Origin of the sequence: Qipengyuania sp. HL-TH1 (genome assembly GCF_036365825.1) — a bacterium.
Taxonomy (GTDB): Bacteria; Pseudomonadota; Alphaproteobacteria; order Sphingomonadales; family Sphingomonadaceae; genus Qipengyuania; species Qipengyuania profunda.
Map to the genome: position 1 here is coordinate 3,163,661 of NZ_CP142675.1, position 18,330 is coordinate 3,181,990.

Sequence of the window (18,330 nt, forward strand, 5' to 3'; positions counted from 1 at the left end):
TTCGTTCCCGCCAGACGATGCTTTTCCGCTCTAACCTGTCCGTCGCCGCCTTTGCTATGGCGCTGGCGTCATGCACTCCTGCCCCGATCGACGATCCATTCGACGACACCGGCGAATTGATTGCCTTATCAGGCGGGGACGCGGGTCCGCAGGCCGCTTGCCACACTTGTCATGGGCTGGACGGCGGCGGCGACGGAGCGTTGGTGCCGAGAATAGCGGGCATGGATACGGGATATCTTGTGCGGCAGCTGGGCTTTTACGCGGACGGCCAACGTAGCCATCCCCAAATGACTTGGCTTGCAGGCCGTCTAAATTCCGAGGAGCGGTTGGCTGTGTCAGCCTATTACGCGGCCATGGACTTTCCCGAGGGCATGGAGGGAAGCACGACTTTGACTGAACCCTCGTGCGAAATTGCGAAAGCATACGAGATCTACCATGCAGGCTTACCCGAACGCGCTCTATCGTCCTGCGCATCTTGCCATGGGGAAACCGGTCTGGGCTCGGGTGGCGGCAACCCACCCCTGATCGGTCAAAGCGCTGAGTACCACGCCGAACAATTGCGCCGCTGGCGCAACGGTGAGCGATACGGCGATGCACTAAACGTCATGCACGATGCGGCCAGCAAGCTGCAAGAGAGCGAAATTAGCCCACTCGCGGCGTATATTGCGTATGGTCCGGAGCCGTCTCGTCGTCTCGGATTTCCGGAAGAATGCCCCTGACTGTATCATCGCGATCCCAGAAATGGTGTTTCAATGCCGCAATGACATGCAGCGGCACCAGCAATGCGAGGCCGATAACGCCTAGCACATGAAGGCTCTCCGCCCAGTCGAGTACCTGATACTGCCACGCTGGGGAGAGTGTATGAAAGGGCATCGGGGGTATAGCGACCAATCCGGCAAGCCGCAGAGGCTGCACCGGCTGTATCGCCGACCACATCGCCCATCCGCTCAGCGGAAGTAGCGCGAACAGGCCATAGAAAAGGTACTGTGTGATATGTGCTGCCGTGCTCTGCCAGCCTGGCGCATCGGCGTCGTTGACCGGATCGGGGACAAAAAGGCGCCAGCCAAACCTTAAGATGGCGAGGAACAGGATGGTCAGCCCCAGCTCGCTATGCAATTCGTAGGTGGCAAGCTTGCTTGCCCCGACGGGATAGCGCAACATCATCCAGCCTGAGCCGAGCTGAAAGAGAACCAACCCTGCCATTATCCAGTGAAACCAGACACCGACCGGAGAATACTTTCCATGCTCGGTATAACTGACCGCCCATCTTCGGATCAGGTCATGAAGCCTCATGCAGCCGCTCTGTTACCAAGCGATCGATAGAGTATCGTCAATGCAGCGATTAGATAGACCAGGCTCGCGGGGGCCCACATAATGATACCCGCAATCTGCTGATCCTCTATTGGCGAGAGACCCCACAAGCGGGTCGTTAGCCAATGTGGGGCATAATACGCACGGTGCGCAAAGGTAAGTAGCGCGCCAAGTGCCCCCATTGCGACCATCGTCGCCAACAGCCCTGTCGCGGCAGCTGGAGACGGCGATCGAATGACCTTGACCCACCATGCTGCTGCCGTGGCGACAATGCTGATTTGCATGAGCCAGAAAACCGCGTCGCTACGCATCGCGAGTTCGTACAATGGAGGTGCATGCCAGGCCAGGAAGGTGATGGCATGTACCGCAGTCCATACGGTCAACGTCCCGGGCAAGCTCTTGTCCTCGAGCCGAAAGGCCGCAATGAGCAGTGGGGCGAAGACCGCTGCGAGTATGACATCGTGGATGATGCGAACTGTGAACAATGCGGATCCGAGCGCGCAGAAGGGGCTGATGTAGAGAAGGCAGAAGACGATCAGGATTGCGTATGTCGGCGTGGCTCTCAGACTTTCGCGTTGCCAATATGCGCCCCCTACCACGACCAGAAGGCAGGCGACCAATTCGGGTGCGAAATTCCAATTGGTTAACCAGCCCCCAGGATCTGGAGCTTTTCCGCAATAGGGCAACCAATCGTGCAGCATCCGTCTCCCGTGAGCGTGTGGTTAGATCAGCAATTGCATGCTCACAACAGTCATTGGTGTCCTGCAAACCGACGCAATGAGCAGAAAGCGATCGCAATCTAGGATGAAAGACGCTCGGACAGAATTTAGGGTCCCGAGAGCATGTAGGTAGGCCATAATCGGTGAACCGCATTCGCTCTGATCATACCCGTGAGCCAGGTGAAGGTCGGCTTTGGCTACAATCGCGTCTGAAGCCGACAGTCCGCTACCGGCCCAACAGCGGACAAACCATACAAGCTACTTCGATTGCGCGATCCGCTTGCAAGCGGATCCGACCATCGACCAGATGGTTTCGATCACTTCCTCAAGGCTGACTTTTTCCAGGTCGATTGACTCGGCGTATGCGGCCCATTGGCCTTGCTTGGTACCATCCTGCGCCATCTCTTCCGACAGGCCGGGCGGGCGATCGATTGGAATCTCAGTTCCTCTGCGTGCGAATGTCGCCGCTATGGCAGCGTCGAGCTCGTCGTCCGAGACGTCGAGGGCCTGGGGCATCGCCCAGAGGTCGTAATAATCCTTCATACGTCCGTTCGCGATGCCCAGCTGAACCATCGCCTGAAATTTCTCGGCTATCACTGTGGCAGGCGGATAGGCGCGAATGTCGGGCGGTGGAAGATCGAGCAATGTCGGGTAGGTGAGTTCATGGGATGGGTGGGCAAGGGCGTCACCAAATCCGATGTCGATGGTGACCGGGATCCTCGTTCGCTCGAGATAGGCGAAGGTCTTGAGCCTCGTCCCACCATATTCCATCTCTTCTCTGATGGGATTGGCTTTCAGAGCGTCGAGATCGAATTCTATGCCATCCTCAACCGCGATGCTCATGATCTCCCGAAAGTCCGCAACGAGTTGCTTGGGGCCTTCATCGCCATGACCCAGGAAGTCGGCATCGCGGGTTTCGCGGCTTTCGCTTTCCAGCCAGACGGTAACCAGCATTCCGCCTTTGAGGACGAATCGATCACGATGGGCGGACTGCGACAGGCGATAAAGCAGGCGTTCGAGCGCAAAGCGAACGAGGACAACTTCAAACACCCGGCCGTTCGCACGTGCGATGTTGAGCAGCCGGTCTTTGACCGATTTTGCCAGATTGATGGGCTTCTCACCCATTCGAGGTCAGCGCCTCGAGATAAGGCTTCATCGTGCTCCAGGCTCCGCCTTCAATCGCGGCCTGAGAGATTTCAGCCGGTGTGGCCTTGCGCTGTTCAAGCGCGGCCCTCAGTCCCTCAATTGCGACTGATCGATCGACGAGCTTTGGGTTTCGAAACATATCGGCAAGCGTCTTCGGCACAGAATATATCGGAACGGATACGCCGGAGACCTTGTGATGCTCGATCCCTTGCTGGTGATAGGAATCGCTAAATCGAACAGTGCGTGTAGGGGGATAGGAGGGGGCGGGAGACCAGTCGCTGCTGCCGATAGCAACCCACACTTTGCGCGGCATCTGATCGGTCAGTTCATGAAAGGCGAGCGCTGAGAACATGGCGATCACGCCATTGGGGATGCGTTTTGCAATTTCAGCGAGCGATTGGTCGGCATCGATGTCTGCGTCGGCGGTCTGGTAGAGCCCGCGCGAGATGCGGTTGATCTCTCCATCGTCGACCGCCCGGGCTATGGTTTTTCCATCGACACCCGCTTCGCGCAGCTCGCGCGCGCGCAGGATCGGTTGCTGCGCAAAGAGCCCGCGCATGATCTCACGTTGTGTGGGTTGGGTCGCCGCCTTCATGTCACAAATCCTTGCACTCGACATGCCCCTATCAGAGGTTTTGTGACAAGTCACGGTGAAGGGTCTCCGAAAATCGGGAACGCCTAAGATACCATGAGCAGGCGCCATTGGGGGCAAACACGAGAAATTCACAACCCAGCAAACGAGGGCGGCATCGACACGAGAACCGTGCCTGCTGGATTCGCACCGCCCTTTCCGGCCAATTTCACTCTACTCTACGCTTCGCGCAAATTCCTGTTGCCTGACAGCATTTTGATGTCCTTTTGATCTGCCTCGCGAGTGCAGCCGGTGGTCGGTTGCCGCAATTCGAGGCAATTCATGAGCGTTATTCCGATCCGGTCCGAGGCATTGTCGCGCGGCGCGCGCATGCTGCGCACGGCGCTTGGCTGCGAGATCGCACGCTGGCTTGAAGAGCCTGCGGTGATCGAAGTGATGCTCAATCCCGATGGTCGTCTGTGGGTCGACCGGCTGGGCGAAGGCCTTGCCGCGACCGACTGCCTGATGAGCGCCGCCGACGGAGAGCGGATCATCCGGCTCGTTGCCCATCATGTCGGCGCCGAGGTGCATACTGGAGCTCCGCGCGTCTCGGCAGAGCTTCCCGATGGCGGCGAACGCTTTGAAGGTCTTCTGCCACCGGTGGTCGCCGCGCCGAGCTTTGCCATCCGCAAGCCTGCTGTCGCCGTCTTCACGCTCGCCGACTATGTCTCGGCGGGAATCATGGATGCATGGCAGGCCGAGGCGCTTGGCGCTGCGGTTGCGGAGCGAAAGAACATCCTGGTCGCGGGCGGCACATCGACCGGCAAGACGACGCTTACCAATGCTTTACTCGCCGAAATCTCATCGAGTCCCGACCGGGTTGTCTTGATCGAGGACACGCGCGAACTGCAATGTGCCGCGCCCAATCTCGTCTCGCTGCGGACCAAGGATGGCGTTGCAACTCTGTCCGATCTGGTCCGCTCGGCGCTGCGTCTGCGACCCGATCGCATTCCCATCGGTGAAGTGCGCGGCGCTGAAGCGCTCGATCTGCTCAAGGCCTGGGGAACGGGTCATCCAGGCGGGATCGGCACAATCCACGCAGGCTCTGCGCTCGGCACGCTGCGGCGGCTCGAACAGCTCATTCAGGAAAGCGTGGTGACCGTACCGCGCGCGCTCATCGCCGAGACCATCGACGTCATCGCTGTGCTGGTCCGTGATGGCGCCGGACGGCGGCTCGCCGAACTGGCCAAGGTCCGCGCTCTCGATGCTTCGGGCGAATACGTCCTCGTCCCTCTTCCCCATACCCAAGGAGACCCTTCATGATGATTATTCTGTCGCGGGCGCGATCGCGCCTTTCCGCTATCGCTCTTGCCGGTGTTGTCGCACTTACGCTTGCCGCGCCGGCCCATGCCGCCGGCTCGTCGATGCCATGGGAAGCGCCGCTGCAGGCGATCCTGGAATCGATCCAGGGGCCGGTCGCCAAGATCGTTGCGGTGATCATCATCATTGCGACCGGTCTCGCTCTCGCTTTCGGCGATACATCGGGCGGCTTCCGGCGCTTGGTGCAGATTGTCTTCGGCCTGTCGATTGCCTTTGCAGCTTCCTCGTTTTTCCTCTCCTTCTTTTCGTTCGGCGGCGGAGCGCTCGTCTGATGGGCGCCGGTTCAACTGGATTGCCGCCAGGCTTCGCCGTTCCCGTCCACCGGGCACTGACCGAGCATATCCTGCTGGGCGGTGCGCCGCGCGGGCTCGCGATTGCCAATGCGACACTTGCAGGAGCTATCGGGCTCGGTCTGCAATTGTGGATCGCAGGGATAGCCTTCCTCGCGCTGGGCCATATGGCCGCGATGTGGGCGGCGCGGCGCGACCCGCAATTCGTGGATGTCGCCCGGCGGCACTTGCGCTTCCCCGCGCATCTGCAGGTCTAAGCCATGCTGAGCTTGCGTGAATATCGAAACAAGGCCGAACGGCTGGCGGACTTCCTGCCCTGGGCGGCCCTGATCGGTCCCGGCGTGCTGCTCAACAAGGATGGCAGTTTCCAGCGCACCGCGCGCTTCCGGGGACCTGATCTCGATAGCGCAACGCCTGCTGAGCTGGTTGCAACGACCGCACGGCTCAACAGTGTGCTGCGCCGCCTTGGCTCGGGCTGGGCGCTCTTCGCGGAGGCAGTGCGCCGACCTGCGCAGGACTATCCTGCATGCGATTTTCCCGATCCTGCTTCTGCGCTGGTCGAGCGCGAACGCGCGGCCCAGTTTGCCGAAGAAGGCGCGCATTTCGAAAGCCGCTATTTTCTGACGCTGCTCTGGATGCCGCCCGCCGAAGATGCCGCCCGCGCCGAAAGCTGGATGTATGAAGGCAAGGCCCAGAAAGGCGTCGATCCCCGTGAACTGCGCGATGGCTTCATCGACCGGACGGACCGTTTGCTGCGCCTGTTCGAAGGCTTCTTTCCTGAAGTCCAATGGCTCGATGATGGAGCAACGCTGACATACCTTCACAGCTGCATTTCCACGCGCATGCAGCAAGTTCGCGTACCCGAAACGCCGATGCATCTCGATGCGCTGCTCGCCGATGAACCGCTCTGCGGAGGGCTCGAACCGCGGCTTGGCGCAGCGCATCTGCGCACGCTGACTGTAGTCGGGTTTCCAAGCGCGACATTTCCGGGACTGCTCGACGACCTCAACGCGCAGGGCTTCGCCTATCGCTGGTCGACCCGTGCGATCATGCTCGACAAGAGCGACGCGGCCAAACTGCTCGGAAAAATCAGGCGGCAATGGTTCGCCAAGCGCAAGTCGGTCGCCGCGATCCTCAAGGAGGTGATGACCAATGAGGCCTCGGTGCTTGTCGACAACGATGCAGCCAACAAGGCCGAAGATGCCGATGCAGCGCTGCAGGAACTGGGGTCGGACCATGTCGGGCTGGCATTGGTCACGGCAACCGTCACTGTCTGGGATGAAGACGCATCACTCGCAGCCGAAAAGCTGCGGCTCGCCGAAAAAGTCATCCAGGGCCGCGACTTCACCTGTGTGACAGAAGGCATGAACGCGATCGAAGCCTGGCTTGGCTCCCTGCCGGGCCATGTCTACGCCAATGTTCGTCAGCCGCCGATCTCGACGCTCAACCTCGCGCACATGCTGCCGCTTTCGGCAGTCTGGGCTGGGCCGGAGCGCGACGAGCATTTTGATGCGCCGCCATTGTTCTACGCGCAGACCGAAGGCTCCACCCCGTTTCGTTTCTCGCTTCATGTCGGCGATGTCGGTCACAGCCTGGTGGTCGGCCCAACCGGCGCCGGCAAGTCTGTCCTGCTGGCCTTCATGGCGATGCAGTTTCGCCGCTATGCCGGCGCTCAGATATTCGCTTTCGACTTCGGTGGCTCGATCCGCGCCGCAGCGCTTGCCTGCCGCGGCGATTGGCAGGATCTCGGTTCAAGCCTTTCGCAGGACAGCGACAATGGCGTCCTCCTGCAGCCGCTTGCGCGCATCGACGAACCGGCCGAACGAAACTGGGCCGCCGAATGGCTGCAGGCTATTCTTACCTCGGAAGGTGTTGCGGTCGATCCGGCCACCAAGGATCATCTGTGGACTGCATTGACGTCGCTCGCCACAGCGCCTGTTGCGGAGCGGACGCTTACCGGTCTTGCGGTTCTGCTCCAGTCGCAGGCATTGAAGCAGGCGCTCGCGCCCTATTGCATCGGCGGCCCGTTCGGACGGCTGCTCGACGCCGAAAGCGAACGGCTCGGTGAAGCGCGCTTCCAGGCGTTCGAGACAGAAGGGCTGACCGGCTCGGCGGCAGCGCCTGCGGTCCTTTCCTATCTCTTTCACCGGATCGAAGGGCGGCTCGACGGATCGCCTACCCTCCTCATCATCGATGAGGGCTGGCTGGTGCTCGACAGCCCTGCCTTCGCTGCGCAACTGCGCGAATGGCTCAAGACGCTGCGCAAGAAGAATGCGAGCGTGGTCTTCGCGACCCAGAGCCTCGCCGATATCGAAACATCGGCGATTGCGCCCGCCATTATCGAAAGCTGCCCGACCCGCATATTTCTGCCCAATGAGCGGGCGATGGAGCCGCAGATACAGGCGATTTATCGCCGCTTCGGGCTTAATGACCGGCAGATCGAAATCCTCAGCCAGGCTGCGCCTAAACGCGATTATTATTGCCAGTCGGCACGCGGTAATCGCCTGTTCGAACTCGGGCTTGGAGAAGTGGCGCTCGCTTTCACGGCTGCCTCTTCGAAAAGCGATCAGCTCGACATTGCCCGGATTGCCGAAAACGAAAGGCGCGAAGGTTTTACCGAAGCCTGGCTGAGGCATCGCGGCCTCGACTGGGCCGCAGAGCTGCTCGCTATTCCCGAGCCGAATTCGGCCTTTTCAACCCTCAGAATGAAGGAGACTTCCAATGACCTTTCGTAAGAATTTGAACGGACTGGCTGGTGGCCTTGCGCTTGCTGTCGCCGGCGTGGTTGCCACAGCACCGGTGCCCGCCCATGCGCAGTTCGGCGGTATCGTTTACGACCCGTCCAACTATGCCCAGAATGTGCTGACTGCAGCGCGAACGCTTGAGCAGATCAACAACGAAATCCGCATGCTGCAGAACCAGGCGACTTCGCTCATCAATGAAGCCAGGAACCTGCAGAGCCTGCCGCTCAATATCGTCCAGCCCCTACAGCAGCAAATCCAGCAGACCCAGCAATTGCTGCAGCAGGCCCAGCGCATCGCTTATGATGTACGCGAGATCGAGACGACGTTTGAAACGCAATACAAGAACATCCCGCTCGGTGCTTCGCAGCAGGCCATGGTGACAAGCGCCGAGGTGCGCTGGCAAAATAGTGTCGCCGCTTTCGAGGATGCGCTCAAGGTGCAAGCGGGAGCGGTTGCCAATATCGAAGGCTCGCGCGAAGCGGTGAATAGCCTGCTGGGCGCGAGCCAGTCGGCTGCCGGTGCCTTGCAAGCTGCGCAGGCCGGGAACCAGCTGCTTGCACTGCAAACACGCCAGCTCGCCGATCTTACCGCGACCATGGCGGCCATGGGACGAGCGCAGGCACTCGACGCTGCCGAACGTGCGGCGGCGAAGGCTCAGGCGCGCGAGCAGCTACGGCGCTTTCTGGCGACGCGCCCGCGCGATCTTCCGGCCAAATCGGACTGACCCGCCATGGATAGCAAAGTCCTCGCGCGCACCGGTGCAGCCGTTTTTGTAGGCCTCGCTGTCGCCATGACGCTCGTGCAATTGCGCGAGGAGCCTGCAGTGCGTCCCGAGGCTGCCACGAGCATCTGGGAGCCTGACGGCGATCCGCTGCCTGCGCAGCTCAGGGCCTGCGCGCAAATGGGCGAGCTCGCGCTGTCCTCGCCCGATTGCCGTGCCGCCTGGGCCGAAAAGCGCCGCCGTTTCTTCGGGGTTGAGCACCCCGACGCTTACGCCGCGGTAGGTGATAAGCCCGTGACGAGCGCTCCTGCGCCTCAATCTCCTACGCCTCAATCGCGCGGAGAGAATTGACATGGGAGGCACCGGCGTCGTCGACCGTTTTCTAGCGATTTTCTCGCAATATATCGACAGCGGGTTCGGCCTGCTTTCGGGCGAGGTTGCCTTCATCGCGACGACGCTGATCGTTATCGATGTCACGCTCGCTGCGCTGTTCTGGAGCTGGGGCGAGAATGACGACATTATCGCGCGCCTCGTCAAGAAGACGCTCTTCGTCGGAATCTTCGCCTATATCATCGGCAATTGGAGCGCGCTGGCCAATATCATATTCCAAAGCTTTGCCGGACTTGGCCTCAAAGCCAGCGGTTCTGGCCTTGGCGCTAATGATCTGCTGCAGCCGGGACGGGTCGCGCAGGTGGGGATCGATGCTGCCGCGCCCTTGCTTGCGTCGATGGCCGATCTGCTCGGCTATGTCAGTTTCTTCGAGAACTTCCTGCAGATCATCATCCTGCTGGTGGCCTGGGCCTTGGTGGTCGTCGCCTTCTTCATTCTGTCGATCCAGCTCTTCGTGACGCTCATCGAATTCAAGCTGACGACGCTTGCAGGCTTCGTGCTCATCCCTTTCGGCCTGTTCGGCAAGACCGCTTTCATGGCCGAGCGCGTGCTTGGGAATGTCGTCTCTTCAGGCATCAAGGTGCTCGTGCTCGCCGTCATTATCGGGATCGGCTCGACGCTTTTCGCTGAGTTTACCAGTGCCATTCCGGGCGAGCCGACCATTGAAGATGCGCTAGCGATCGTGCTCGCCAGTCTTACCCTGCTCGGGCTCGGCATATTCGGTCCCGGTATTGCCAACGGCATCGTCGCAGGCGGCCCGCAGCTCGGCGCAGGGGCCGCGGCAGGCACCGCTGTGCTGGCCGGCGGGGCAGCCGTCGGCGGCATTGCCGGCGCCAAGCTTGCGGGCGGCGCTGTAGCCAGCGCAGCATCCTCGGTCGCCAGTGGCGCATCGCGCGCTGCTGGAGGCGCCACCATGGCCTATGCGACAGGTTCGGCAGGCAAGAGCGGCGGCGCCGCGGTTGCAGGCGGCATGGCCGGTGTCGGACGTGCCGCAGGCGGTGCTGCCCTCTCACCTCTGCGTAAGGCGGCGGATAGCGCCAAAGGAAATTTTCGCGAAGGTGCGCGCGCAGCGGCCAGCAATATGGGTGGCCGGGTTGCTTCCTCGTCGGGGTCGCCGTCTTCAGCGCAATCCGAAAGCGGCCCGCCGAGCTGGGCGAAATCCATGAAACAGCGACAGTCTCTGGGACATTCCGCGTCGCTTGCCGCGCACACCGTGCGCGCTGGCGACGGGCACGGAGCTGGAGCTTCCATCGACACTCAGGAAAAGGACTGACGCCTCATGTTTAAACGCCCTTCGATCCGATACGGCAAGACACCGCAAGCCGAGACACCTTACCAGCGCGCGGCCCAGGTCTGGGACGAGCGCATCGGTTCGGCGCGGGTGCAAGCGAGAAGCTGGCGCTATGCCTTTTTTGGTGCGCTCGCGCTGTCGGCAATCCTGACTGGCAGTCTCGTCTGGCAGAACGCGCGGGGAACCATCGTTCCTTGGGTGGTCGAAGTGAATAAACTCGGCGAAGCGCGTAGCGTCGCGCCCGCCAATGCCGCATTCGACCCAAGCGATCCGCAGATTGCGTTTCATCTTGCCCGGTTTATCGAAAACGTGCGCGCCATTCCCGACGATCCGATCGTGGTGCGCGAGAACTGGATGTCAGCCTATGACTTTGCCAGCGACAAGGGTGCGCTGGCGCTCAACGACTATGCGAGGGCCAACGATCCGTTCGCCGCGATCGGCCGCGAACAGGTTGCGGTCGATGTCACAAGCGTCATCCGCGCTTCGCCAAGGAGCTTCCGCGTGGCCTGGATCGAGCGCCGCTACCGTGACGGCTCGCTCGCCGAGACGAGCCGCTGGACCGCGATTCTGGGCATCGCCGTCCAGCCACCCACCAACGCGGATGCGCTTCGAACAAACCCGCTCGGAATATTCGTCACTTCCATCAACTGGTCAAAGGAGCTCGGCTGATGTCCCGCTCGCATACAATTCCCGCAATCGGCTTTTTCGGCCTTGTCTCGCTCGCTCTCGCCTCGCCTGCCGCAGCGACACCGGCCCCGCAAGCGGCGGCGTCAATCGACGCATTGGGCGCGCTCGCAGGGGCTTTCCCGGCCCTGCAAGACAACATCGGAATTCCTCACCTTTTCAGTTTGCGGCAGGCCTCCCCCACTGCCGCGCGCCGCTCCCCTGGGTCTGGCTCCGCCCCTGACCCCCAGAGCCAAGTGGGAGCGGCGAACGATGCCGCACGGGTCGAGCCCGACGATGTCGGCTTCGACAATGCGATCCAGCGCTATCCCTATAGCGAGGGCGCGCTGTTTCAGGTCTATACCAAGCCGGGCCAGGTGACCGATATCGCATTGCAGGAGGGCGAAAAGCTCGTCGGTCCCGGACCGGTTGCTGCCGGCGATACGGTACGCTGGATGATCGGCGATACGCTGAGCGGGACGGGCGCGACGGCGCGCGTCCACATCCTCGTCAAACCCACCCGGCCCGATATTGCGACCAATCTCGTGATCAACACCGATCGGCGAACCTATCATGTCGAACTGCGGGCGAACCCCAGTGTCTATATGGCGTCGGTCAGCTGGAGCTATCCGGCAGACGAATTGATCGCTCTTCGCCGGGCCGAAGAAGACGGAGCGCGCGCCGCGCCGGTTGCAAGCGGATTTGCGCTCGAGAATCTCAATTTCGACTACCGGATTTCGGGCGATAGGCCCGACTGGCGACCGGTGCGGATATTCGATGACGGGCAGCGCACCCTGATCGAGTTTCCGCCCGATATTGCGCAAGGCGAGATGCCGCCGTTCTTCGTTATCGGCGAGGATGGGCAGGCGGAGCTGGTCAATTACCGCGTTTCGGGCCGCTACCTGATTGTAGACCGCCTGTTCGAGAAGGCCGAACTGCGGCTCGGCGCCAGGCGCAGGCAGGTTCGGGTCAAAATCACCAATCGGGCGTGGGGCCGGTCATGAACAGTGAAGCCGAACCGGACCGGCCTAGTGATGCTGAATCCATCGTTCGTTTACGCGGAGAGGGACCGCGCGTCGTCCGCCTCTCGCGCAAAGCCATCGGCATCGCCAGCGCCGCTGCTCTGACACTGGTTGGCGGCGCGTTGATTTACGCCCTGCAACCGGTCTCGGAGGCAGGGCCGGATGAGCTGTTTGGAACCGAAACAGTGGCGGTCGCCGACGGTCTTGCTTCGGGCCCGAGCGACTATTCGCAGGTACCGCGTCTCGGCCCGCCGCTTCCCGGCGATCTCGGCGAGCCCATCCTCAATGCCCAGGATCGCGGAGCTGTCGCTGCGCTTCCACCAGTCGGATCGCAGCCCGCTGTGCCGCAGACGCAGGGAATAAGTCCCGCAGAGGCAGCGCGTCAGCGCATCGAGCAGGAGCGCGAAGTGGCGCGGGCCAGCGGGCTCTTCTTTGCGGGCGCTACGGCGGTTTCAAGCACCGATGCATCGCCCACAGCCAATTCGAACGCAGGGCAGCTTGTGAGCCGGGCCGATGCCGTGGGATCTGCGCCCGCTTTCCTCGAACGCCCGGCCGATCGGCGCACCTCTGCATTGCAGCAGGTCGCCGCGGCGCCGACGGATGCAGTGCTTCAGGCGGGCTCGGTCATTCCTGCCGCACTTATCACCGGCGTCCGGTCAGACCAGCCCGGCCTTGTGACCGCGCAAGTCACGCAGAATGTCTATGACAGCCTCACAGAGCGGATTCTGCTTATTCCCCAGGGCGCACGCCTGATCGGCGATTATGCGTCCGATGTCGGCTTCGGGCAGCGCCGCGTGCTTCTGGCTTGGAATCGCCTGATCCTGCCTGACGGGCGCTCGCTGGTTCTTGAACGCCAGCCCGCCACCGACCCTTCAGGCTATGCCGGGCTCGAGGACGGCGTCGACTATCACTGGGGCGGGGTGGTCAAGGCTACTCTTGTCTCAACCCTGCTCGGCATCGGCAGCGAACTCGGATTGGGCGGTGACAGCGATCTCGTTCGCGCGCTTCGCCGGGGCAGCCAGGACACCGTCAACCGTGCAGGGGAGCAGATCGTCTCGCGCGAGCTCGATATTCGTCCGACGCTCACCATCCGCCCGGGCTACCCGGTACGGGTGCTGGTGACGCGTGATATTATCATGGAGCAGGTACGGTGACCCGGCTCAAACTCTCCGACATTACCGACGTCAAACCAGTCAAACTGCCGATCGAGATTTCTGCGCGCTTGCATAGTGACCTTGTCGCGTATGGTGTCGTGTTGAATGGGGGGAACGAAAGGGATGCTCCTCCACCGGAGCAACTCATTGCGCCCATGCTCGAGCGTTTCGTGGCTACCGACCGTGACTTTGCGAAGGCACGTCGTGCCGCAAAGCGAGCAGAGGTTTAGCAGTAGTCTCGCGTCGAGATTTTCGGTGGGTGGGCTGTCTCTCTGCGACTCAAAGCGGGCCACTCAATTGCGAAGAGCAACTGCTCAGCCAATTGTCTTTGGCGATCGTTCGCTGGCGGGCTCCACTGATCTGCCCAGCGCCGCTGAGAGAGTAGCGCCTACCCGGTCGGCGGCCTCTTTGGCCGGATCATAATCGATGTGGGCATAAATCATGGTCGAGCGCATATTGGCGTGGCCGAGGATAGCGCCAGTCATAGCGAGGGCTTCGCCACTCGAAGTGGCGATGGCACCCATGGTATGGCGCAGTGTGTGCGGCGTCACGTTCTTGAGACCGGCCTTGGCAACGATCTTTGGCCATAGTTTTTTGGTTCCCTGAAAGTAGCCTTCCCCGGAGTCCGCCGGGAATACATATTTGCTGTCATCGTTTCTTGAGATCGTCCTGATCAATCCGAGTGCCGCCCCTGAAAGTGGCCGGGTCGATTGCCCGGTCTTGCTGTCGGCCAGCACCAGCAATCCACGCTCGAAGTCTACTTCGTCCCATTTAAGCTCGACGATCTCCTGGCGTCGACAGCCGGTCAGGATCCACATGCGGGTGATGTTGAGAGCCTTCGGATTAAAGCCCTCTTCCTCTAGCTTGTCACAAGCTTCGCCGAGCTTCCTGATTTCGGCGAGTGACAGAAAACGCGTCCTTCGACCGTCGGTTTTCTTGACCACGGCTTTCTCGCAAGGGTTCGAATCGACCAGTCCTCGTCGGACTGCGAAGCTGTACATGGCGGAAAGGTCCCGAAATGCTTTTCGGGCAGCACCGGGACCGCCGCGCACGACAATACGTTTTCGGTGGCCGATCTTCTGGTCCTTACGTGACTTGCCCTGCTCGACATCGCGGAAGAAACGTTCGATATCGCCAGCGGTCAGTTCGTTGATCCGCTTATGACCGAGCAGGCGAACCACGTGATGACGCAAGCGACCAATCGTGTGTTTCTTGGTCAAAGGTTTCATCGGCTCGCCCTGCCGTAGCCCGCGCTGGATATAGCATCCTTCTTCTTCATAGAGATCGACCAGCCCGGCGATCTTCAGTTCAAGGCGCTTGGCATTGCGTTCGGCCGCAGGGTCGGCACCAAGAGCTGCTGCTGCAAGAACCTCCTTGGCGCGCTTTCGTGCCTGCTCGACAGTCAGCGCACCAAATCGACCGATCGACACGAAGCGTTTGGGTGCCGAGCGGCCGCCGCCTTCGGCCCGGTAGCGAACAACGAAAGTCTTGATCCCGCTTGGGCCTACTCGCACCCCGAAACCCGAAATCTGACTGTCCCAGATCTCATAGCGCCTAGATCTTGGCGCCGTCGCATCAAGCAAACGCTTTGTGATCAAAATCGACTTGGGACTCGCCATTTTATGCTCCGTCAAGCGACCCCAACCTTGGGTGTCGGGGTGACCACCGGGTGACCACGGGAACGGAAATCGCCGGTCACCTCTGGAAAAGCCTAGCGTAGCCGAACTCAAAAAATAATCAAGATATCAGATATTTGAGGGCATTTTGGCGTAGAATCGAAAAGCATAGAAAAGGCGACTGGGAAGTTTGCCAAGGTTGGGGTCGGGCGTTCGAATCGCCTCGCCCGCTCCATTTTTCTTTCGAAAATTGAACCGCTTAAGCGGATCGCAAGTTGGCGGATCCTGCTTCCCCGGTCTGTCGGTTACTCCGGGGAAGCACGGGGGAAGCACAATTCGGAGTTTCGTGGCGCACTCTGGCGTTTGCATTGCGGCATTCTGAACCACCCGATTCCAAGGTGCAAGGGTTGGCTTGGCGTATGCCCAGCTTGGAGTGCGGTCGGTGAAAGTATCCAATCTAATTGCCCACTTCGCTTGTCATTTGAAGCGGCGGAATTGGGGCCGTTTCCAAACTGTCTGCTGATAGGGTCGAAATTGGGAAAAGCAGCCGTTCGGCTACCGCCCCCAGAGCGGACTGTCCAATTGTGATGGTGCTGTCATTCCCATTTCGACGACTCGATCGATGGCATCAAGCAAAGCGTAAAAAACGCCTCGGTCGATCCCAACGCAATGGGCGTCTAACATCTGTCAGACTGGGAACTCCTGGGGTTTGAAAGGATAGAAGGAATAACCGAATTCATCGAAAAGGGCCCAAATATGCGCGCATTAGTCTGGAACGGAACGAACGACATCCGCTGCGAAACGGTCGACGATCCTCGCATCGAGGATCCCCGGGACTGCATTCTCAAGGTCAGTTCGACCGCGATCTGCGGCTCCGACCTGCATCTGATGGATGGTGTCGTTCCCAAGATGAAACAGGGCGATATCCTGGGCCACGAATTCATGGGCGAAGTCGTCGAGGTCGGTGCGGATGTCAAAAGGTTGAAGGTCGGCGACCGGGTGGTGGTGCCCTTCACCATATCCTGCGGCGAATGCTGGTTCTGCCAGCGCGAAATGTATTCTCTGTGCGATACGACCAATCGCACCGCGGAAAACGCGCGCGCGGCCATGGGCCACGCTCCTGCCGGACTTTTCGGCTATTCCCATCTGACCGGTGGCTATTCCGGCGGTCAGGCAGAATATGTCAGGGTGCCCCACGCCGATGTCGGTCCGATCAAGCTGGAAAACGACCTGCCGGACGACAAGGTGCTGTTCCTGTCCGACATCTTTCCGACTGGCTGGATGGCGGCGGAAAACGCCATCGGCAATGAAAAGGGCAAAACCGTTGCGGTGTGGGGAGCAGGACCGGTCGGCCAGTTCGCAGTGCGCAGCGCGTGGATGATGGGAGCGGAACGGGTCATCGTGATCGACCGGCTGCCTGAAAGGCTGGCACTCGCCGCGAGCTACGGCAAAGCCGAAACCATCGATTACAGCCAGACCGACGTCAAGGAGGCGCTAGACGAGATGACGGGTGGCCGGGGACCGGATGCAGGCATCGACGCGGTCGGCGCTGAGGCCCACGGGCACGGCGTGCTGGGCGATATCAAGGACAAGGTCGAGCTGCACACCACCGGCATGTCCGACCAGCCGTTTGCGCTGCAGGAAATGGTCATGTCGGTGCGCAAGGGCGGGACGCTGTCCGTCCCCGGCGTCTATGCCGATAAGGTGACGTTCCCGATCGGGCCTTTCATGAACAAGGGGCTCACCATGAAATCGGGACAGACACACATGCAACGCTATCTCGCGCCGCTGCTTAAGCGGGTGGAAGCCGGTGAGATCGACCTGTCGGAAATCATCACCCATCGCGGCGACCTCAAGGACGGCCCGGATTTCTACAAGACCTTCCGCGACAAGCACGATGGCTGCATCAAATGCGTGATGAAACCGGAGGAGCTATGATTCAGGTACCGGTTATCTGAAACTGAATGAGCTAACCCTCGCGCCAAGGATCGGACGTCTGATCGATCGTGAGTTCGTCTCAATAAGGTCGGCGGGCCGCCGCGGCGTCGGTGCGGTTGTGATCGAGCCAGCGATCGGCGGGTATGAGGATGACCGGCTTCTGGTTGTAGAAGCGCAAGGCCTCTTTCGAAGCGTCGGTGATGGTCATCGAATAGCTACGCCCCATTCGTCGCTGTCGCGCTAGATACCGGTGCATAGGGGCTTGTCGCCATCGGGGTGGTCGAACCAGATACGGCCTTTAGCGTCCTTTGGTCCTTCGGCATCGTAAAAGGATGAAAAGGGTAACAGGCAGCGGCAGCGAATGGGCAGTACGTCACGGCAGAGGATGTCGGTACGACCCCCCAAGACATGGCGCTGGTGCGAACACATACGGCCCATGTCGCCGGGTTACCGCTGGAAGCTGATAGCGTCGGCGGCGATCCATCGCCATGGACCGCACGGGGGGTCTTTCCTTCGATGTAGCTTGCCGCCCACAGAAGGCTGCATCGGCCACTGTGCGACTGCCCGATCCCCATTCGAGGCGTCGGTCACCTTGGCGCCGCACTCGCGCAGATGCTGCATCAGGCAGTGGCGCAATTGCTGGTGTCCGATGTCAACGCCGCCGCGACAGCGCGCTTTGCCATCGCAACCGGCGGCGCCGTCGTTGGTGCCGCCGACATTCTCTCGGCCAAGGCGGACATATTCGCTCCCTGTGGCTGGGCGGCGTGATCGACGAAGTGGCGGCGGGCAAATTGCGGGCGAAGGTGGTCCGCGGGGCTGCCAACAATCAGCTGGCCACTACGGAGGACGGCGACCGTCTTGCCGAGCGCGATATTCTTTACGCGCCTGACTACGTCGTGAACGCAGGAGGAATCATCAACGTCGACGCGAAATATCTGGGCTGGCCCCAAGCAGATTCGAACGCACAGGTGGAAGCGACCGCAGATCGTCTGGCAGACGTGTTCACCCACGGAAAAACGCACGGAGTCGCGCCACAAACCGCTGCAGATCAATTGGCTCGGCAGCGGATCGCCAAAGCCTCGCTGGACGCGCCTGACGAACTCGCTGTCGCTGCGTGACCGTGGACCGATTTCTTATTCGCGGGGTCGGCTCGCTCGACATGCCTTTGCGTGTGCTCGACCGCATGTCGCTACAGGGTGTAACTGTCTATCGTACCGTCATCGACAAAGAGGGGGACGATTATTGCGTCTTGGTCGAGGCTTGTGCGCAGCGCCCACAGCTGATGATCGAGAAAACCCGCGGCATGATCCTCGTCAGTTCGGTTGAACACGCCCTTTAGGAAGGCAAAATCATTAGGCGCGACTTCGCGAGCCG

22 protein-coding genes are annotated in these 18,330 nt (G+C 60.9%); 16 read left to right on the forward strand and 6 right to left on the reverse strand.

Going from position 1 to position 18,330, the window contains the following annotated elements:
- Positions 1 to 17: 17 nt before the first annotated feature.
- On the forward strand, positions 18 to 719 hold the full coding sequence (locus tag VWN43_RS16160; RefSeq protein ID WP_320181088.1) for a c-type cytochrome: 702 nt from the start codon (positions 18 to 20) through the stop codon (positions 717 to 719).
- Here the strand turns inward: VWN43_RS16160 and VWN43_RS16165 are convergent.
- The 4 genes from VWN43_RS16165 to VWN43_RS16180 form a co-directional block, all read right to left on the reverse strand.
- A complete protein-coding gene (locus VWN43_RS16165) occupies positions 643 to 1,293 on the reverse strand; it encodes a cytochrome b (protein WP_050599076.1) in 651 nt (216 codons plus the stop codon). The two genes, VWN43_RS16160 and VWN43_RS16165, sit on opposite strands and share 77 nt — an antisense overlap.
- Entirely contained in the window at positions 1,290 to 2,012 is a 723-nt protein-coding gene (locus VWN43_RS16170) for a cytochrome c oxidase assembly protein (protein ID WP_063512440.1), read from the reverse strand. The genes VWN43_RS16165 and VWN43_RS16170 overlap by 4 nt, the downstream gene beginning before the upstream one ends.
- A 276-nt stretch (positions 2,013 to 2,288) precedes the next feature.
- Complete coding sequence (locus VWN43_RS16175) at positions 2,289 to 3,155, reverse strand: nucleotidyl transferase AbiEii/AbiGii toxin family protein (RefSeq protein ID WP_050599511.1); 867 nt, start codon at positions 3,153 to 3,155, stop codon at positions 2,289 to 2,291.
- Complete coding sequence (locus VWN43_RS16180) at positions 3,148 to 3,771, reverse strand: type IV toxin-antitoxin system AbiEi family antitoxin domain-containing protein (RefSeq protein ID WP_063504975.1); 624 nt, start codon at positions 3,769 to 3,771, stop codon at positions 3,148 to 3,150. The genes VWN43_RS16175 and VWN43_RS16180 overlap by 8 nt, the downstream gene beginning before the upstream one ends.
- A gap of 318 nt (positions 3,772 to 4,089) precedes the next feature.
- Between VWN43_RS16180 and trbB the strand changes: the two genes are divergently transcribed.
- The 11 genes from trbB to VWN43_RS16235 are packed head-to-tail and all read left to right on the forward strand — an operon-like array spanning position 4,090 to position 13,632.
- Positions 4,090 to 5,070 (forward strand): P-type conjugative transfer ATPase TrbB, encoded by a 981-nt coding sequence (gene trbB / locus VWN43_RS16185; RefSeq protein WP_050599509.1) that lies wholly within the window; start codon positions 4,090 to 4,092, stop codon positions 5,068 to 5,070.
- Positions 5,070 to 5,399: a TrbC/VirB2 family type IV secretion system protein gene (locus VWN43_RS16190; protein ID WP_442969035.1), complete on the forward strand. Its 330-nt coding sequence runs from the start codon at positions 5,070 to 5,072 to the stop codon at positions 5,397 to 5,399. The genes trbB and VWN43_RS16190 overlap by 1 nt, the downstream gene beginning before the upstream one ends.
- Positions 5,399 to 5,674 (forward strand): VirB3 family type IV secretion system protein, encoded by a 276-nt coding sequence (locus VWN43_RS16195; protein WP_050599507.1) that lies wholly within the window; start codon positions 5,399 to 5,401, stop codon positions 5,672 to 5,674. The genes VWN43_RS16190 and VWN43_RS16195 overlap by 1 nt, the downstream gene beginning before the upstream one ends.
- Before the next feature lie 3 nt (positions 5,675 to 5,677).
- Positions 5,678 to 8,152 carry a conjugal transfer protein TrbE gene (trbE, locus tag VWN43_RS16200; protein WP_050599506.1) on the forward strand — a complete coding sequence of 825 codons (2,475 nt, stop codon included), beginning with the start codon at positions 5,678 to 5,680 and terminating at the stop codon, positions 8,150 to 8,152.
- Positions 8,139 to 8,885: a P-type conjugative transfer protein TrbJ gene (gene trbJ, locus VWN43_RS16205; protein ID WP_050599505.1), complete on the forward strand. Its 747-nt coding sequence runs from the start codon at positions 8,139 to 8,141 to the stop codon at positions 8,883 to 8,885. The genes trbE and trbJ overlap by 14 nt, the downstream gene beginning before the upstream one ends.
- A gap of 6 nt (positions 8,886 to 8,891) precedes the next feature.
- A complete protein-coding gene (gene trbK-alt, locus VWN43_RS16210) occupies positions 8,892 to 9,233 on the forward strand; it encodes a putative entry exclusion protein TrbK-alt (RefSeq protein ID WP_050599504.1) in 342 nt (113 codons plus the stop codon).
- A gap of 1 nt (position 9,234) precedes the next feature.
- On the forward strand, positions 9,235 to 10,545 hold the full coding sequence (trbL, locus tag VWN43_RS16215) for a P-type conjugative transfer protein TrbL (RefSeq protein ID WP_063504976.1): 1,311 nt from the start codon (positions 9,235 to 9,237) through the stop codon (positions 10,543 to 10,545).
- 6 nt (positions 10,546 to 10,551) lie between these two features.
- Entirely contained in the window at positions 10,552 to 11,232 is a 681-nt protein-coding gene (trbF, locus tag VWN43_RS16220; protein WP_050599502.1) for a conjugal transfer protein TrbF, read from the forward strand.
- Positions 11,232 to 12,230 carry a P-type conjugative transfer protein TrbG gene (gene trbG, locus VWN43_RS16225; RefSeq protein ID WP_063504977.1) on the forward strand — a complete coding sequence of 333 codons (999 nt, stop codon included), beginning with the start codon at positions 11,232 to 11,234 and terminating at the stop codon, positions 12,228 to 12,230. Before trbF ends, trbG begins: the two co-directional genes overlap by 1 nt.
- On the forward strand, positions 12,227 to 13,402 hold the full coding sequence (locus VWN43_RS16230; protein ID WP_063504978.1) for a TraB/TrbI/VirB10 family type IV secretion system protein: 1,176 nt from the start codon (positions 12,227 to 12,229) through the stop codon (positions 13,400 to 13,402). The genes trbG and VWN43_RS16230 overlap by 4 nt, the downstream gene beginning before the upstream one ends.
- On the forward strand, positions 13,399 to 13,632 hold the full coding sequence (locus VWN43_RS16235) for a DUF2274 domain-containing protein (RefSeq protein ID WP_063504979.1): 234 nt from the start codon (positions 13,399 to 13,401) through the stop codon (positions 13,630 to 13,632). The genes VWN43_RS16230 and VWN43_RS16235 overlap by 4 nt, the downstream gene beginning before the upstream one ends.
- A gap of 84 nt (positions 13,633 to 13,716) precedes the next feature.
- On the opposite strand, the gene VWN43_RS16240 is transcribed toward VWN43_RS16235, so the two are convergent.
- Positions 13,717 to 15,021, reverse strand: a complete 1,305-nt coding sequence (locus VWN43_RS16240) for a site-specific integrase (protein ID WP_063504980.1) — start codon at positions 15,019 to 15,021, stop codon at positions 13,717 to 13,719.
- A gap of 753 nt (positions 15,022 to 15,774) precedes the next feature.
- On the opposite strand from VWN43_RS16240, the gene VWN43_RS16245 reads away from it, so the two are divergent.
- The gene (locus VWN43_RS16245) at positions 15,775 to 16,956 is read left to right on the forward strand and encodes a zinc-dependent alcohol dehydrogenase (protein WP_320181086.1); all 1,182 of its coding nucleotides are present in this window, start codon (positions 15,775 to 15,777) and stop codon (positions 16,954 to 16,956) included.
- A 79-nt stretch (positions 16,957 to 17,035) separates the two neighbouring features.
- On the opposite strand, the gene VWN43_RS16250 is transcribed toward VWN43_RS16245, so the two are convergent.
- Positions 17,036 to 17,164 carry a hypothetical protein gene (locus VWN43_RS16250; RefSeq protein ID WP_255362954.1) on the reverse strand — a complete coding sequence of 43 codons (129 nt, stop codon included), beginning with the start codon at positions 17,162 to 17,164 and terminating at the stop codon, positions 17,036 to 17,038.
- A 404-nt stretch (positions 17,165 to 17,568) separates the two neighbouring features.
- On the opposite strand from VWN43_RS16250, the gene VWN43_RS16255 reads away from it, so the two are divergent.
- Genes VWN43_RS16255 through VWN43_RS16265 form a run of 3 tightly spaced genes read left to right on the forward strand, consistent with a single transcriptional unit; the run spans position 17,569 to position 18,295 of the window.
- Positions 17,569 to 17,724, forward strand: coding sequence for a Rossmann-fold NAD(P)-binding domain-containing protein (locus VWN43_RS16255; RefSeq protein WP_320181085.1), 156 nt, complete (start codon positions 17,569 to 17,571; stop codon positions 17,722 to 17,724).
- Positions 17,721 to 18,074 (forward strand): Rossmann-fold NAD(P)-binding domain-containing protein, encoded by a 354-nt coding sequence (locus VWN43_RS16260; protein ID WP_320181084.1) that lies wholly within the window; start codon positions 17,721 to 17,723, stop codon positions 18,072 to 18,074. The genes VWN43_RS16255 and VWN43_RS16260 overlap by 4 nt, the downstream gene beginning before the upstream one ends.
- A complete protein-coding gene (locus tag VWN43_RS16265) occupies positions 18,071 to 18,295 on the forward strand; it encodes a hypothetical protein (protein WP_320181083.1) in 225 nt (74 codons plus the stop codon). Before VWN43_RS16260 ends, VWN43_RS16265 begins: the two co-directional genes overlap by 4 nt.
- The last annotated feature ends 35 nt before the right edge of the window (positions 18,296 to 18,330 follow it).

Coding starts and splice junctions, on each gene's coding strand:
- VWN43_RS16240 (WP_063504980.1), bottom strand. CDS start 15,021: ATGGCGAGTCCCAAGTCGATTTTGATCACAAAGCGTTTGCTTGATGCG.
- VWN43_RS16230 (WP_063504978.1), top strand. CDS start 12,227: ATGAACAGTGAAGCCGAACCGGACCGGCCTAGTGATGCTGAATCCATC.
- VWN43_RS16170 (WP_063512440.1), bottom strand. CDS start 2,012: ATGCTGCACGATTGGTTGCCCTATTGCGGAAAAGCTCCAGATCCTGGG.
- trbJ (WP_050599505.1), top strand. CDS start 8,139: ATGACCTTTCGTAAGAATTTGAACGGACTGGCTGGTGGCCTTGCGCTT.
- trbF (WP_050599502.1), top strand. CDS start 10,552: ATGTTTAAACGCCCTTCGATCCGATACGGCAAGACACCGCAAGCCGAG.
- VWN43_RS16165 (WP_050599076.1), bottom strand. CDS start 1,293: ATGAGGCTTCATGACCTGATCCGAAGATGGGCGGTCAGTTATACCGAG.
- trbL (WP_063504976.1), top strand. CDS start 9,235: ATGGGAGGCACCGGCGTCGTCGACCGTTTTCTAGCGATTTTCTCGCAA.
- VWN43_RS16190 (WP_442969035.1), top strand. CDS start 5,070: ATGATTATTCTGTCGCGGGCGCGATCGCGCCTTTCCGCTATCGCTCTT.
- VWN43_RS16250 (WP_255362954.1), bottom strand. CDS start 17,164: ATGACCATCACCGACGCTTCGAAAGAGGCCTTGCGCTTCTACAACCAG.
- trbK-alt (WP_050599504.1), top strand. CDS start 8,892: ATGGATAGCAAAGTCCTCGCGCGCACCGGTGCAGCCGTTTTTGTAGGC.
- trbB (WP_050599509.1), top strand. CDS start 4,090: ATGAGCGTTATTCCGATCCGGTCCGAGGCATTGTCGCGCGGCGCGCGC.
- VWN43_RS16160 (WP_320181088.1), top strand. CDS start 18: ATGCTTTTCCGCTCTAACCTGTCCGTCGCCGCCTTTGCTATGGCGCTG.
- VWN43_RS16245 (WP_320181086.1), top strand. CDS start 15,775: ATGCGCGCATTAGTCTGGAACGGAACGAACGACATCCGCTGCGAAACG.
- VWN43_RS16195 (WP_050599507.1), top strand. CDS start 5,399: ATGGGCGCCGGTTCAACTGGATTGCCGCCAGGCTTCGCCGTTCCCGTC.
- trbE (WP_050599506.1), top strand. CDS start 5,678: ATGCTGAGCTTGCGTGAATATCGAAACAAGGCCGAACGGCTGGCGGAC.
- trbG (WP_063504977.1), top strand. CDS start 11,232: ATGTCCCGCTCGCATACAATTCCCGCAATCGGCTTTTTCGGCCTTGTC.
- VWN43_RS16180 (WP_063504975.1), bottom strand. CDS start 3,771: ATGAAGGCGGCGACCCAACCCACACAACGTGAGATCATGCGCGGGCTC.
- VWN43_RS16255 (WP_320181085.1), top strand. CDS start 17,569: ATGCTGCATCAGGCAGTGGCGCAATTGCTGGTGTCCGATGTCAACGCC.
- VWN43_RS16175 (WP_050599511.1), bottom strand. CDS start 3,155: ATGGGTGAGAAGCCCATCAATCTGGCAAAATCGGTCAAAGACCGGCTG.